This window comes from Proteus sp. G4380, from assembly GCF_963885725.1.
In the GTDB taxonomy this organism is placed as follows: domain Bacteria; phylum Pseudomonadota; class Gammaproteobacteria; order Enterobacterales; family Enterobacteriaceae; genus Proteus; species Proteus mirabilis.
The window spans coordinates 17,366-31,488 of the sequence record NZ_CAWPAV010000013.1; the positions used below are offsets into that span (position 1 = coordinate 17,366).

Genomic DNA, 14,123 nt, shown 5'->3' on the forward strand with positions numbered 1-14,123 from the left:
ATGATGAAATATAAGCACCCAGTATGTGTTTTAGTTGTTATCTATGCCAAACAGACTAAGCGGGTGCTTATGCTGAAGCGTCGAGATGATCCTGATTTCTGGCAATCTGTGACAGGGAGCCTTGAAGAGGGCGAAACACCTTATCAGGCCGCATTACGAGAAGTGCAGGAAGAAGTAGGAATTGATATCATAAAAGAAAATCTTGAGCTGGTGGATTGCCATCGTTCAATTATTTTTGAGATATTCGCACACTTTCGCCATCGTTATGCGCCTAATGTGACACATTGTCAGGAACATTGGTTTATGTTAGCACTTCCCTCTGAACGGGAAATTGAACTGACTGAGCATACGCAATACCAATGGTTAGATGCGCCACTGGCGGCAAAATTAACTAAGTCAGCCAGCAATCAGCAAGCGATTGAAGAATTTGTTATTTAATTATTAGACCACGTTTGGAGATATTTTCATGGCAGGTCATAGTAAATGGGCCAATACTAAACACCGTAAAGCAGCGCAAGATGCGAAACGCGGTAAGATTTTCACTAAAATTATTCGTGAATTAGTTACAGCAGCACGTTTAGGTGGTGGTGATCCTGCAACTAACCCACGTTTACGTGCGGCAGTTGATAAAGCATTATCTAACAACATGACTCGTGACACACTAAACCGCGCAATTGCTCGCGGTGCGGGAAATGATGAAAACGATAATATGGAAACCATCATTTATGAAGGCTACGGCCCTGGTGGTACTGCTGTTATGGTTGAATGTTTAAGTGATAATCGTAACCGTACTGTTTCCGATGTTCGCCATGCCTTCACCAAAACAGGTGGTAACTTAGGAACGGACGGTTCGGTATCTTATCTCTTTACCAAAAAAGGTGTTATCTCTTATGCACCGGGTGTTGACGAAGATGCCGTCATGGAAGCCGCACTAGAAGCGGGTGCAGAAGACGTTGAAACTTATGATGATGGTGCTATTGACGTTTACACAACCCCTGAAGCTTTCGGTGAAGTAAAAGATGCCATGGATGCTGCGGGTTTTGTCGCTGAATCAGCGGAAGTTTCCATGATCCCATCAACAAAAGCAGAGCTTGATATTGATACCGCACCAAAATTAATGCGCCTTATCGATATGCTAGAAGATAGCGACGATGTGCAAGAAGTGTATCACAACGGTGATATCTCTGATGAAGTTGCAAAACAACTGGAAGATATTCTGTAATTGGTATCACGATAACGGCCAATAGTGGTGTTTTACACTGCGTTGAATAGTGCGAAGAGAAGAGCAGAGCAAGCGTATTTGCTCTTTTCTCTCGCCATCGACCTTATCCGCCATAGGAATTGTTATGGCTATTATTTTAGGTATTGACCCTGGCTCTCGTGTCACGGGATATGGCGTAATTCGCCAACAAGGGCGACAACTTATCTATTTAGGAAGCGGATGTATTCGTACACAGGTTCCTGATCTACCAAGCCGACTGAAACGCATTTATGCGGGAGTCAGTGAAATCATCACTCAATTTTCACCCGATGTATTTTCTGTTGAACAAGTCTTTATGGCAAAAAATGCAGACTCGGCATTAAAATTAGGCCAAGCAAGAGGTGTGGCGATTTTAGCAGCAGTCAATAATGATCTTCCCGTATTTGAATATGCGGCACGTCAAGTAAAACAGAGTGTGGTAGGAACAGGGGGAGCCGATAAAAGCCAAGTACAACATATGGTACGCTCAATCTTAAAACTATCTGCAGCGCCACAGGCAGATGCTGCCGATGCGCTAGCGATTGCGATTACACACTGTCACTTTAATCAAAATTTATTGCGTGTAGGTGATCCGCGTCTTGTTTTAACGCGAGGAAGGTTAAGATAGGCTATCTGTTGGTAAAACAGATTAGTTTTTCGCAGGCTGGATATACGTCCAGCTTTTTTTATGTTATAAATTTGGCGTCAATATTTTTGCGGAGGCGTTAGGGTGATAGGACGTATTAGAGGCGTTATTCTTGAAAAACAGCCACCAGTGGTGCTGATCGAAGCGGGTAATGGGGTGGGTTATGAAATAAATATGCCTATGACCTGTTTTTATGAGTTACCTGATATTGGTCAAGAGGCGATTATCTACACACAATTTATTGTTCGTGAAGATGCGCAATTACTATATGGTTTTAATCAAAAACAAGAACGGGCATTGTTTCGTGAATTGATAAAAGTCAATGGTGTAGGGCCTAAGCTAGCACTGGCTATTTTATCAGGAATGTCTGCACGCCAATTTGTCACCGCAATTGAAAATGAATCCATCTCCTCATTAGTTAAATTACCGGGAGTCGGTAAAAAAACCGCAGAACGATTAGTGGTTGAAATGAAAGATCGCTTCAAAGGGCTTAATGGCGATCTATTTGAACAAAACGGCGATATTGAGCTACCTGCCAGTGCATCATCGAAAGCGCCATCTGCTGCAGATATTGAAGCAGAAGCTTCCGCTGCCTTAATTGCCTTAGGTTATAAACCACAAGAAGCTGCCAAGATGATTAGTCGGGTAGCAACGGCGGGTGCTGATAGTGAAACACTTATCAAAGAAGCATTACGCGCAGCGATTTAGGAGTAATTGATTGTGATTGAAGCAGATCGCCTGATTTCAGCAGATATACAACAACCTGAAGAAGAAATTATCGATAGGGCTATTCGTCCTAAGCTGCTTGCTGAATATGTGGGACAACCACAAGTTCGTGAACAGATGGAAATCTTTATTCAGGCGGCTAAACTACGTCATGATGCCTTAGATCACTTACTTATCTTTGGTCCGCCGGGGCTTGGTAAAACCACGCTGGCTAATATTATTGCCAATGAGATGGGTGTTAATTTACGTACAACCTCAGGGCCTGTATTAGAGAAAGCCGGCGATCTTGCCGCTATGCTAACCAATCTTGAGCCTCATGATGTACTGTTTATTGATGAAATTCATCGACTTTCTCCCGTTGTTGAAGAAATACTCTATCCGGCAATGGAAGATTATCAACTTGATATTATGATTGGTGAAGGGCCGGCAGCACGCTCCATTAAAATCGACTTACCGCCATTTACTTTAGTTGGGGCGACGACCCGAGCGGGATCGTTAACCTCTCCATTACGTGATCGTTTTGGTATTGTACAACGCCTTGAATTCTATAATGTCGATGACTTACAGCATATTGTTGCACGTAGTGCCAGCTTTATGGGGTTAGAAATAACCGCAGAAGGGGCGCGACAAATTGCTATGCGTTCACGAGGTACACCGCGTATTACTAACCGCTTATTACGCCGAGTAAGAGACTTTGCTCAAGTCAAAGGTAATGGCGAAATTGATGAAGATATCGCGTCTAAAGCACTCGATATGCTTAATGTTGATGCTGCCGGTTTTGACTATCTTGACCGAAAACTACTCTTTGCCATTATTGATAAATTTATGGGTGGCCCCGTAGGGCTTGATAATCTTGCGGCAGCTATTGGTGAAGAGCGTGAAACTATCGAAGATGTATTAGAGCCTTATTTAATTCAGCAAGGTTTTATTCAACGCACCCCCCGTGGTCGGGTAGCCACAAATCATGCTTATCGTCACTTTAATCGCATTATGGAAGCACCTTAATAAACATATTCGCGCATTTTCTATTAAAAAAATAGCCCTTGCTATAAATTAGCAAAGGCTATTTTTTTGTTTATAAGATAAACGCTAAACAACTACTGCTTTGCTGGTACAAGCAAGCTCAATACAAATAAACTACTGGCGGCTAATACTACTGATGGGCCTGCAGGGGTGTCATAGAATGCAGAGAAAGTTAATCCCCCAGTGATAGCAAACATACCTACAGCGACGGCAATCACTGCCATCTGTTCTGGTGAACGTGAAAAACGGCGCGCTGTTGCTGCGGGAATAATCAATAGTGACGTAATGATAAGTGCACCAACAAATTTCATTGCCAACCCAATTGTTAATGCGGTGATCATCATCAATTTTAAACGTTCGCGTTGAATATTCACACCATCGACAAAAGCCATATCTTGATTAATAGTCATTGAAAGAAGTGGACGCCATGAACGGATAATCACTAATAAAACAATAACGACACCAATAAAAATACTGATCACATCTTGGTAATTAACGGAGAGTAAATCACCAAAGAGATACGCCATTAAATCAACACGAACATTGGCCATTAAACTGACGACAACAAGCCCTAAAGAAAGGGCGCTATGAGCCATGATACCTAACAAGGTATCAACAGAAAGTTGAGGCTTTAGTTCTAACCAAACTAATAAAATAGCTAACAGCAAAGTTACGGCAATAACGGCATAAAAAGGCTCTATATTAAACAGCAGGCCAAAAGCGACCCCCAATAAAGAGGCGTGGGCGAGGGTATCGCCAAAATAGGACATTCTGCGCCAAACAACAAAGGAGCCTAATGGACCTGCGGCCATCGCTAAGAGCATACCGGCGATCCAGCCCGGTAACAGCAACTCAATCATGATGACACTCCTTATTATGTTGGTGATGATGACGATAAATACCCAGTTGTTCAGCACCACGACTACCAAACATAGCTATAAATTCAGGGTGAGAAGAAACCACATCTGGTGTACCTGAGCAGCAGATATGACCATTTAAACAGAGCACTTCATCTGTTTTAGCCATAACCAGATGTAAGTCATGTGACACCATTAAAATTGCGCAGCCTAATTCATTGCGAAGCTGATTAATTAAATCATAGAGGGCTAATTGACCATTTACATCAACCCCTTGAGTGGGTTCATCTAGCACTAACAGTTGTGGTTGATTAAGTAAAGCTCGGGCGAGTAAAACACGTTGTGATTCACCCCCTGATAATTTTTGCATAGGGGCGTTTATTAATTTTGCTGCATTGACTCGTTCTAAAGCAGGTAAAATATCTTTATCTTTAACACCCGGTTTTAAGGTCATAAACCGCTTGACTGTCAATGGCATAGTTGGATCGAGATAGAGTTTTTGAGGTACATAGCCAATACGTAAACTATGTTGACGTTCAATCTTTCCAGAAGAGGGAGCCAACAACCCTAAAACCAAACGAATAATCGTTGACTTACCCGCACCATTAGGGCCAAGTAAGGTAAGAATACGGCCTGCTTTTAGATTAAAAGAGATATCTTTTAGAATAACGCTTTCACCAAAAGAGACACCAACCGATTTTAAACGAATTAAGTCAGACATAAAATTAGCACTTGCAGAATCATTGAAACGTTATAATATAACATTTCCAATGACGTTTCACGAGAATTTTGCCTATGTTACATAAAAACAACAAATTTGCGCATGGTTTTTTAATTAAATCATGTTTAGTGACTGCTATGATAGCCTCATTTAGTTCATCTGTTCAGGCAGATGTTGTTGCTTCAATTAGGCCGATAGGGTTTATTGCGGCAGCAATTGCTGATGGTGTAACGCCAACAGAAGTTTTATTACCTGATGGGGCATCGCCACATGATTATGCATTAAAGCCTTCGGATTTACGCAAAATCACCTCAGCAGATTTAATGGTATGGGTTGGGCCGGATATGGAAGTCTTTTTAGATAGACCATTAAATAGACTTAGTGACAAAAATAAGCTGGCTTTAGCGGAAACTGACAAAATAAAGTCGCTTTTATTGAAAGATGATAATGACAATGTGCATAAACATGAGGAAAATCACGAACATCATTCTCATGGTGATTATAATATGCACATCTGGTTATCACCAGAGATTGCGTTGTCGTCTGCAAAACAGATCCACGATAGGTTAGTGATGCTCTATCCAGATAAAAAAGAACTTCTGGACGTAAACCTAAGTAAATTCAGCGAACAACTCAAGCAAACAGATAAAAATCTTGTTAATATTCTGTCGCCTGTTAAAAACAAGGGTTATTTTGTCTTTCATGATGCTTATGGCTACTTCGAAAAACATTATAATTTAAAGCCATTAGGTCATTTTACGATCAACCCTGAAATACAACCAGGTGCACAGAAATTACATCAAATACGAACACAGTTGGTTGAGCAAAAAGCCACATGTATTTTTGCTGAGCCACAATTTAGGCCGACAGTAATTGAGACAGTGGCGAAAGGCACTGGAGTTAAAATGGGGGTATTAGATCCCCTAGGAAGTGGGATTGCATTAACTCAAGATAGTTATGTGAAATTCCTTACCCAATTAGCTAACCAATATGCGAGCTGCCTGAATGAAACACAATAAGGAATTAAGAACGTGCAGCAGAAGACGAGATCCATTGCACAGGTATATTTAAATTTACCCTTACCACATAAAATTATGCTTGGTTCGTTAACTGCAGCAACACTGGCTGTCGCAATATGGCGGCCAGTTGTGCTTCACACCGAACAAAGCAGAGAAGTTCCTATCAGTATTCAGACTCCCCTAACAACCCAAGGGGAAAACACCGACGATATTATCACCGACAGTAGTGATCAGCTAACAGATGAAGGACTTGTAGGTGCTGATGATGGTGTCGATACTAGCACCGCAGTGGCACAGGTTCCTCATACTTATATTGTCTCCAGTGGAGATTCATTAAGTTCGATATTAACGCAATTTGGTATCGACTCAGCCGATATTGCAACGCTCTCCAATCAAAATAAAGATCTCAGAAACCTTAAAATAGGCCAACCAATAAGTTGGAAACTTGATGATGATGGTTTATTGCAAGAGTTAAGTTGGGGCGTTTCTCGCCGAGAAACTCGTGTTTATACGCGTACGGAAACAGGTTTTACTGAAGCGAAAGAGTTCCAAAAAGGCGAATGGAAAAATAGTGTGACCACAGGGGTTATCCGTGGTAGTTTCTCTGCAAGTGCAACAAATGCTGGCTTAACTAACGCAGAAGCTCGCGCAGTGACTAAAGCTTTGCAATGGCAATTAGACTTTAGAAAATTACAAAGTGGTGATAAATTCTCAGCCCTTTTTTCTCGTGAAGTCTTAGATGGTCGTACCGAACAGAGCGAACTTATTGGTGTGCGGTTACGAAGTGGTGGTAAAGATTACTATGCTTTTCTTGCTGAAGATGGCCGCTACTATGATAGCCAAGCAGGTGGTTTAGAACGTGGTTTTATGCGTTTTCCAACGGTAAAACAGTTTAGAGTCTCTTCTCAATTTAATCCTCGCCGTATCAATCCTGTCACAGGCCGTGTTGCACCGCATAAAGGGGTTGATTTTGCTATGCCTGTTGGTACGCCTGTTTTAGCTACAGGAGATGGTGAAGTCATTGTCTCTAAATACAGTGGTGCAGCAGGTAATTTTATTGCTATCCGTCATGGTAGCCAATATACCACTCGTTATATGCACTTACGCCAACTGTTAGTCAAACCGGGACAACGTGTAAAACGAGGTGATCGCATTGCACTATCCGGAAATACAGGGCGCTCCACAGGGCCACACTTACATTATGAATTATGGATCAACCAACAAGCGGTTAATCCATTAACAGCTAAATTACCTCGTGCAGATGGCCTAACAGGCAAAGAGAAGCGTGAATACTTAGCTAAAGTAAAAGAGATCATGCCTCAATTAACGTTAGATAATTGACATTAAACAAGAAGTTAAAGACATAAAAGCGGATGATTGATATCATCCGTTTTTGTTTTAATGATTTTTACGCCTATTTAGAGGTGTCAGTTCAGCGAGTTATCTGATGAATAAAGAAAAAGATACAGATAGTAAAGCGGGTTATGTACCGACTTTTCACCGCGCCTATTTGCATCCTCGTCATTGGGGAACCTGGTTTGGTGCAGGCGTATTGTGTGCATTAGCGTATATGCCGGTAAAATGGCGTGATCCGCTCCTTGCTTCTATAGGTCGTTTTGTTGGGCGTAAAGCGAAAAGTGCCAGACGTCGTGCAGATATCAATTTAAGATATTGTTTTCCTCACTGGGATAAAGCACAACGAGAAGATGTGCTTGATAAAATGTTTGAAACAGCGCCACAGTCTTTCGTGATGCTTGCAGATCTTTGTTTAAGAGGGGCTAAACACACATTACAGCGTACCTCTTGGGAAGGGATAGAGATTATAGAGCGCTTAAAAGCACAAGGGCGTAATGTTATTTTTATGGTACCGCATGGATGGGCTGTTGATGTACCTGCCATGTTATTGGCTGCTAAAGGGCAAAAAATGGCAGCAATGTTTCACCACCAAAAAGATCCGGTGACTGATTATTTATGGAATAAAGCACGTTACCATTTCGGCGGACGTTTACACTCGCGCGAAGCGGGGATAAAACCTTTTATTTCAACGGTGCGCCAAGGGTTTTGGGGGTATTATTTACCTGACCAAGATCATGGTGCCGAGCATAGTCAATTTGTGGATTTTTTTGGTACCTATAAAGCCACATTACCGGCGATTGGCCGATTAATGAAAGTATGCAGAGCGGCCATTGTGCCACTGTTTCCTGTTTACTGTCATAAAACGCATCAACTAAAGATTATTATCCGTGAGCCGATGGATGATATAGAAGGGCAAGATGATCGTTATATTGCGCGTCGGATGAATGAAGAGCTAGAAGCGTTAGTCTCACCAACACCAGAGCAATATACTTGGATCTTAAAACTATTAAAAACGCGTAAAGAGGGGGAAATAGAACCTTATGCGCGTGAGAATATCCTAGACTAGTCCATTGCTGGTGAACGAATAGGAAGATAAAAAAACGGGCACTATTTAAAGTGCCCGTTTGCTATTTTGCTATTTTGCTATAAAAGAATAAGAACGATTATTCTACGGTAAGGATACGACAAGTATTGGTACTTCCGATCGTGCCCATCTGGTCACCTTGTGTGACTAAGACTAAATCACCTGAAACTAAAAAGCCTTTTTCACATAAACGCATAATAGCTTCATTAGCGGCAGCAATACCGTCAGTATGAGTACTGCAATAAACAGGCGTAACACCTCGATAAAGTGCAGTTTGGTTTAATGTTTTCTCATGGCGTGACATAGAGAAAATAGGTAAACCGGTGCTAATTCGTGACATCATACGGGCAGTACGACCGGACTCAGTCATAGCGATAATCGCATTAACGCCTTTCATATGGTTAGCTGCATACATGGTTGACATGGCTATCGCTTCTTCAGCATTATCAAATACCATATCTAAACGGTGTTTTGATACATTGGCCGCAGGCATTTTTTCCGCGCCTAAACAGACTTGTGCCATTGCGGCTACAGTTTCAGCGGGATATTGTCCTGCTGCTGTTTCAGCCGATAACATAACGGCATCTGTACCATCTAATACCGCATTGGCGACGTCCATGACTTCTGCACGAGTTGGCATTGGGTTAGTTATCATCGATTCCATCATTTGAGTGGCTGTGATAACAACACGATTTAGCTGACGAGCACGACGGATGAGTTTTTTCTGTACCCCGACTAATTCAGGATCACCAATTTCTACGCCTAAATCACCACGGGCAACCATGACAACATCAGAAGCGAGAATGATCTCATCGATAATTTCATCATTGGCAACGGCTTCGGCACGTTCAACTTTCGCGACAATTTGGCACTCGCAGCCTGCATCACGTGCTAAGCGACGTGCATAATTAAGATCTTCGCCTGTTCTTGGGAAGGAGACAGCAAGATAATCAACACCAATTTTGGCAGCAGTAATAATATCTTGTTTATCTTTTTCAGTTAATGCTTCAGCAGAAAGACCACCACCGAGTTTATTGATCCCTTTATTATTAGATAATGGGCCACCGACAGTCACTTCAGTGAAAACTTTCAGGCCTTCGACTTTAAGGACTTTTAATTGAACACGTCCATCATCAAGTAGCAAGATATCGCCAGGAACAACATCGGCAGGTAACCCTTTATAGTCAATACCGACTTTAGTTTGGTCGCCTTCGCCTTTTTCTAAATTGGCATCAAGGAGAAATTTGTCTCCCACATTAAGAAATACTTTGCCTTCTTTAAATGTCGAAACACGGATTTTCGGACCCTGCAAATCGCCTAAAATAGCAACATGGCGACCAAGTCTAGCTGCTATTTCACGGGTGCGATTAGCACGAGCAAGATGATCTTCTGCAGAGCCATGAGAGAAATTTAATCGAACAACATTTGCACCAGCAGTAATGATTTTTTCTAGGTTATTATCACGATCTGTTGCTGGGCCTAAGGTGGTAACAATTTTTGTTCTTCTGAGCCGTCTGGACATGCATTACTCCGTTGACCTTGAACGAAAGGTATTGGCTATTGGATAAAACGGAGGTAAGTAACATTCTATCCAATATGTTAAGTGAAACGCTTCAAGCTAATTGTAACATACTTAGGTGTTTTCATCATATGTGAGAGTTAGCTCGCAGTTATGCTACCATTTTTCAAAAAGTTATCTAGTCAAGGGCACACTGCTAAATGTGACTATACTAACAAATTCATTTAAAACGGTTACTTATCAAAGCGCGAATCGCGTAATGCTTCTTTGACACGCTTCAAGTTATCTCTAAATTTTGGCCCTCGGCGTAAAATAAACCCTGTAGCCAGAACATCAATAACTGTAAGTTGTGCAAGGCGAGAAATCATCGGCATGTAGATATCGGTATCTTCCGGTACATCAAGTAAGATGGGTAACGTTGCTTCGGCGGCTAATAAAGAGCCAGAAGTGGTAATCGCTATTACTGATGCATCATTTTCACGTGCAATTTTAGCAATTTCGACTAAATTTTTAGTACGACCTGTGTGAGACACAATCACCACAACATCACCGTCGATACTATTTATACAGCTCATTCGTTGCATGATAACATCATCAAAATAGGTCACGGGAATGTTGAAACGTGAGAATTTATTCATGGCATCATGTGCGACGGCGGCAGAAGCACCTAGACCAAAAAACGAGATTTTTCTTGCTTGAGTAAGAATATCGACAGCTCGATTAATAACCGCAATATCGAGATTATTTTTGACAGTCTCTAAACCCGCCATCGCGGATTCAAATATTTTATTGGTATAAGCAGAGACAGAATCGGAGTCATCAATGTTACGATTGACATAAGGTGTACCATTGGCAATGCTTTGTGCTAATTGTAACTTAAAATCTGGAAATCCTTTTGTTGCCATGCGTCGACAAAAACGATTTACAGTGGGCTCACTAACATCAGCTGTTTTCGCCATAAGAGCGATACTTGAATGGATCACGGTTTGTGGTGTTGTTAAAACAACCTCAGCCACTTTTTTTTCTGATTTACTCAAGATGTCCAGACTAGACTGAACCCTTTCCAATATATTCATTAAATATACAGATCCTTGGCTTTGCCAATTTCAATAAAAGGAGAAATCTATAACGGTTTTATGAAAATATACTACGCATATAACAGCACTTACATCGCTGACAGCCCCTTAAAAGGGCTTTTTTCATCAAAGTATGACCTGTGTCTAACTTTCAAAGCTGAAAACAATTAACAAAACTGTTGTAAATTTACATAGAAATAGAAAAAGCTAGACATAAAAAACCGGTGGTTAATAAGATGTAAGGGGCGTTAAAGACTAAAACACGCAAGCGTATTTACTGCGTACACCCAAAAGAGTACATTAATACGAAATTATGTAACAAAATTACAAAATCTCATCATGAGGAGACGTACTATGGCAGCGATATCGACTGCTCAGGCCTGTGATCTGGTTATCTTCGGTACTAAAGGGGATCTTGCCCGTCGTAAGTTAATTTCATCACTTTATCAACTGGAAAAGGCAGGATATATTCACCCTGATACACGTATCATCGGTGTTGGTCGTGCTGATTGGGATGTAGCTGCTTATACAAATGTTGCCCATGAAGCATTACAAACTTTTTTAAAAGAAGAGATTAACCCTGAAATTTGGCAACGTTTAAGTGCTCGTCTCGATTTTTGTAATCTTGATGTCAATGAAACTGACCACTTTATTGAGTTAGCAAAACATCTAAAACAAGACAAATTACCGGCGATTTACTATTTTGCAATGCCACCAAGTACTTTCAGTGCGATGTGTAAAGGTTTGGGACATGCTAAATTAAATAAAGAGCCAAACCGTGTGGTTATGGAAAAACCACTAGGAACAGATTTAGCGTCTTCAGTTTCTATTAATGATAGTGTGGCGAAATACTTTAAAGAGAGTCAAATTTATCGTATCGACCACTACTTGGGGAAAGAAACCGTTTTAAACTTATTGGCCTTACGTTTTGCTAACTCCTTATTTGTTAATAATTGGGATAACAAAACGATAGATCATGTCCAAATCACGGTGGCAGAAGAAGTTGGTATTGAAGGACGTTGGGGGTATTTCGATCAAGCGGGTCAAATGCGTGATATGGTGCAAAATCACCTATTACAAATTTTGACGATGATCGCCATGTCACCACCTGCTGATTTAACGGCTGATAGTATCCGCCAAGAGAAAGTGAAAGTACTGCGCTCATTACGTCGTATTGATATGACTAATGTCCGTGAAAAAACGGTTCGTGGGCAATATACGGCAGGTTTTGTACAAGGTAAAAAAGTACCGGGCTATCTAGACGAAGAGGGTGCAAATAAAGCCAGTAATACAGAGACCTTTGTTGCAATTCGTGCTGATATTGATAACTGGCGTTGGGCGGGTGTACCCTTCTATTTAAGAACCGGTAAGCGTATGCCAAGTAAATGCTCGGAAGTGGTGGTCTATTTTAAAAAACCAGCTCTGAATATTTTCAGTGAAACCTATCAAGAGTTACCACAAAATAAACTCACTATCCGTTTACAGCCTGATGAAGGTATTGATATTGAAGTGCTAAATAAAGCACCAGGTCTTGATCATAAACACCGCTTACAAACCACTAAATTAGACTTAAGTTTCTCCGAAACTTTTAATCAAACTCATTTAGCTGATGCTTATGAGCGGTTGTTGCTTGAGGCAATGCGGGGTATTCAAGCGCTATTTGTCCGTCGTGATGAAGTAGAAGAAGCATGGAAATGGGTCGATTCAATTATTAATGCATGGGAATGCGATAATGAATTACCTAAGCCATACCAAGCAGGAACATGGGGGCCGGTTGCATCTGTTGCAATGATCACTCGTGATGGCCGCTCTTGGAATGAAATTGAGTAGGGAATTTCATCGTCAGATATAGTCCCTAACTAATATAAATAACACCGTAAAATAAGAGGTCGAGTTTTGCGGTGTTTTTTTATTAAGCATAATTACTGCGATATAAATGAATAAATTAATAACAAGTTCAGCTAAGAATTGATTAACTATGCAGTGTATTGCAATCTTCAACTTAAAACCTAAATAAAACCAATCAATTACCTAAAAATTTTTTGCAGAAGATCCTTGCTTTAAATAATTCGGCATGATAGAAATATCATGTAACATTTATCCATATTATATGAGGGTTCGGAGTATATCGTGCGGATGGGCTGCGCGATGAAAGAATAAATAATCATGACTAGCGCCAAAAGCGTAAAAGTTAAACGTTCTACTTATAAGTTATTCCTTTCTGCTATTTTATCCAGCGAACACTACTGGTGTGGCGCATTATAGAAATTTCTCATCCTACTTCCTGATATATCAGGAAATAACGTTGCCTTAACGTTCGGTTTTATACCGCCAGAAAGACTATCTACATATTCTCTATCTTCTCTGCGCAAGAAACGTTTGGGCGTGCTTTAAACGTGTATGAGAGATGAAAAATGATTTATTGGATATTTTTAGTTTTAGCTATTATCTGTGAAGTGATCGGCACTTTATCAATGAAGTATGCCAGTGTCAGCGGTGGTTACACTGGTATGATCGTTATGTGGTTAATGATTGCCACTTCCTATATCTTTTTAGCCATAGCCGTAAAAAAAGTGGCATTAGGTGTAGCTTATGCACTGTGGGAAGGTATTGGAATTGTCATTATTACAACATTTAGCGTGCTTTGGTTTGGTGAATCACTGTCAGCATTAAAATTAGGTGGTTTAGCAATGTTAATTGCGGGGATCACTTTAATTAAGTCAGGCACTAAAAAATCGGCGGTTGCTAAAAAAACAACCGATTCGGTAAAAAATATTGCCGGAAAAGCCAAACAAGTTGCTACTGTGGTAAAGGGAGCTAATAAGCCAATTTCTTCTAATGTTAAAGAGGCCTAAT

14 protein-coding genes are annotated in these 14,123 nt (G+C 40.8%); 10 read left to right on the forward strand and 4 right to left on the reverse strand.

Annotated features, from left to right (window positions below; all coding sequences use genetic code 11):
- Positions 1–3 precede the first annotated feature (3 nt).
- The 5 genes from nudB (at position 4) to ruvB (ending at position 3,617) form a co-directional block, all read left to right on the forward strand.
- Positions 4–438: a dihydroneopterin triphosphate diphosphatase gene (nudB, locus tag AACU98_RS00690; RefSeq protein WP_004247981.1), complete on the forward strand. Its 435-nt coding sequence runs from the start codon at positions 4–6 to the stop codon at positions 436–438.
- A 28-nt stretch (positions 439–466) separates the two neighbouring features.
- The gene (locus AACU98_RS00695; protein ID WP_004242729.1) at positions 467–1,222 is read left to right on the forward strand and encodes a YebC/PmpR family DNA-binding transcriptional regulator; all 756 of its coding nucleotides are present in this window, start codon (positions 467–469) and stop codon (positions 1,220–1,222) included.
- Between the two features lie 124 nt (positions 1,223–1,346).
- Positions 1,347–1,868 (forward strand): crossover junction endodeoxyribonuclease RuvC, encoded by a 522-nt coding sequence (gene ruvC / locus AACU98_RS00700; protein WP_004242730.1) that lies wholly within the window; start codon positions 1,347–1,349, stop codon positions 1,866–1,868.
- A 102-nt stretch (positions 1,869–1,970) separates the two neighbouring features.
- The gene (gene ruvA, locus AACU98_RS00705; protein ID WP_004242731.1) at positions 1,971–2,594 is read left to right on the forward strand and encodes a Holliday junction branch migration protein RuvA; all 624 of its coding nucleotides are present in this window, start codon (positions 1,971–1,973) and stop codon (positions 2,592–2,594) included.
- A 12-nt stretch (positions 2,595–2,606) separates the two neighbouring features.
- Complete coding sequence (gene ruvB, locus AACU98_RS00710) at positions 2,607–3,617, forward strand: Holliday junction branch migration DNA helicase RuvB (protein WP_004242732.1); 1,011 nt, start codon at positions 2,607–2,609, stop codon at positions 3,615–3,617.
- A 92-nt stretch (positions 3,618–3,709) separates the two neighbouring features.
- Here the strand turns inward: ruvB and znuB are convergent, their stop codons facing one another.
- Together znuB and znuC are read right to left on the reverse strand one after the other, a co-directional pair.
- Positions 3,710–4,495, reverse strand: a complete 786-nt coding sequence (gene znuB, locus AACU98_RS00715) for a zinc ABC transporter permease subunit ZnuB (RefSeq protein ID WP_004247983.1) — start codon at positions 4,493–4,495, stop codon at positions 3,710–3,712.
- Complete coding sequence (gene znuC / locus AACU98_RS00720) at positions 4,488–5,213, reverse strand: zinc ABC transporter ATP-binding protein ZnuC (RefSeq protein WP_004242756.1); 726 nt, start codon at positions 5,211–5,213, stop codon at positions 4,488–4,490. Before znuC ends, znuB begins: the two co-directional genes overlap by 8 nt.
- Before the next feature lie 74 nt (positions 5,214–5,287).
- On the opposite strand from znuC, the gene znuA reads away from it, so the two are divergent.
- The 3 genes from znuA to lpxM all read left to right on the forward strand — a co-directional run bounded on the left by znuA (position 5,288) and on the right by lpxM (position 8,654).
- The gene (gene znuA / locus AACU98_RS00725) at positions 5,288–6,232 is read left to right on the forward strand and encodes a zinc ABC transporter substrate-binding protein ZnuA (protein ID WP_004251364.1); all 945 of its coding nucleotides are present in this window, start codon (positions 5,288–5,290) and stop codon (positions 6,230–6,232) included.
- A 12-nt stretch (positions 6,233–6,244) separates the two neighbouring features.
- Entirely contained in the window at positions 6,245–7,573 is a 1,329-nt protein-coding gene (gene mepM, locus AACU98_RS00730) for a murein DD-endopeptidase MepM (RefSeq protein WP_004242759.1), read from the forward strand.
- 106 nt (positions 7,574–7,679) lie between these two features.
- Positions 7,680–8,654, forward strand: a complete 975-nt coding sequence (lpxM, locus tag AACU98_RS00735) for a lauroyl-Kdo(2)-lipid IV(A) myristoyltransferase (RefSeq protein WP_004242762.1) — start codon at positions 7,680–7,682, stop codon at positions 8,652–8,654.
- Positions 8,655–8,751: 97 nt separating this feature from the next.
- Here the strand turns inward: lpxM and pyk are convergent, their stop codons facing one another.
- Together pyk and AACU98_RS00745 are read right to left on the reverse strand one after the other, a co-directional pair.
- On the reverse strand, positions 8,752–10,194 hold the full coding sequence (gene pyk / locus AACU98_RS00740; protein ID WP_004242765.1) for a pyruvate kinase: 1,443 nt from the start codon (positions 10,192–10,194) through the stop codon (positions 8,752–8,754).
- A 230-nt stretch (positions 10,195–10,424) separates the two neighbouring features.
- Positions 10,425–11,267: a MurR/RpiR family transcriptional regulator gene (locus tag AACU98_RS00745; RefSeq protein ID WP_004242767.1), complete on the reverse strand. Its 843-nt coding sequence runs from the start codon at positions 11,265–11,267 to the stop codon at positions 10,425–10,427.
- Positions 11,268–11,621: 354 nt separating this feature from the next.
- Between AACU98_RS00745 and zwf the strand changes: the two genes are divergently transcribed.
- Positions 11,622–13,097: a glucose-6-phosphate dehydrogenase gene (zwf, locus tag AACU98_RS00750; RefSeq protein WP_161734670.1), complete on the forward strand. Its 1,476-nt coding sequence runs from the start codon at positions 11,622–11,624 to the stop codon at positions 13,095–13,097.
- Between the two features lie 584 nt (positions 13,098–13,681).
- Positions 13,682–14,122 carry a multidrug/spermidine efflux SMR transporter subunit MdtJ gene (mdtJ, locus tag AACU98_RS00755; protein ID WP_036894852.1) on the forward strand — a complete coding sequence of 147 codons (441 nt, stop codon included), beginning with the start codon at positions 13,682–13,684 and terminating at the stop codon, positions 14,120–14,122.
- The last annotated feature ends 1 nt before the right edge of the window (position 14,123 follow it).

Coding starts and splice junctions, on each gene's coding strand:
- ruvC (WP_004242730.1), top strand. CDS start 1,347: ATGGCTATTATTTTAGGTATTGACCCTGGCTCTCGTGTCACGGGATAT.
- pyk (WP_004242765.1), bottom strand. CDS start 10,194: ATGTCCAGACGGCTCAGAAGAACAAAAATTGTTACCACCTTAGGCCCA.
- znuB (WP_004247983.1), bottom strand. CDS start 4,495: ATGATTGAGTTGCTGTTACCGGGCTGGATCGCCGGTATGCTCTTAGCG.
- mdtJ (WP_036894852.1), top strand. CDS start 13,682: ATGATTTATTGGATATTTTTAGTTTTAGCTATTATCTGTGAAGTGATC.
- lpxM (WP_004242762.1), top strand. CDS start 7,680: ATGAATAAAGAAAAAGATACAGATAGTAAAGCGGGTTATGTACCGACT.
- zwf (WP_161734670.1), top strand. CDS start 11,622: ATGGCAGCGATATCGACTGCTCAGGCCTGTGATCTGGTTATCTTCGGT.
- AACU98_RS00745 (WP_004242767.1), bottom strand. CDS start 11,267: ATGAATATATTGGAAAGGGTTCAGTCTAGTCTGGACATCTTGAGTAAA.
- AACU98_RS00695 (WP_004242729.1), top strand. CDS start 467: ATGGCAGGTCATAGTAAATGGGCCAATACTAAACACCGTAAAGCAGCG.
- znuC (WP_004242756.1), bottom strand. CDS start 5,213: ATGTCTGACTTAATTCGTTTAAAATCGGTTGGTGTCTCTTTTGGTGAA.
- nudB (WP_004247981.1), top strand. CDS start 4: ATGAAATATAAGCACCCAGTATGTGTTTTAGTTGTTATCTATGCCAAA.
- znuA (WP_004251364.1), top strand. CDS start 5,288: ATGTTACATAAAAACAACAAATTTGCGCATGGTTTTTTAATTAAATCA.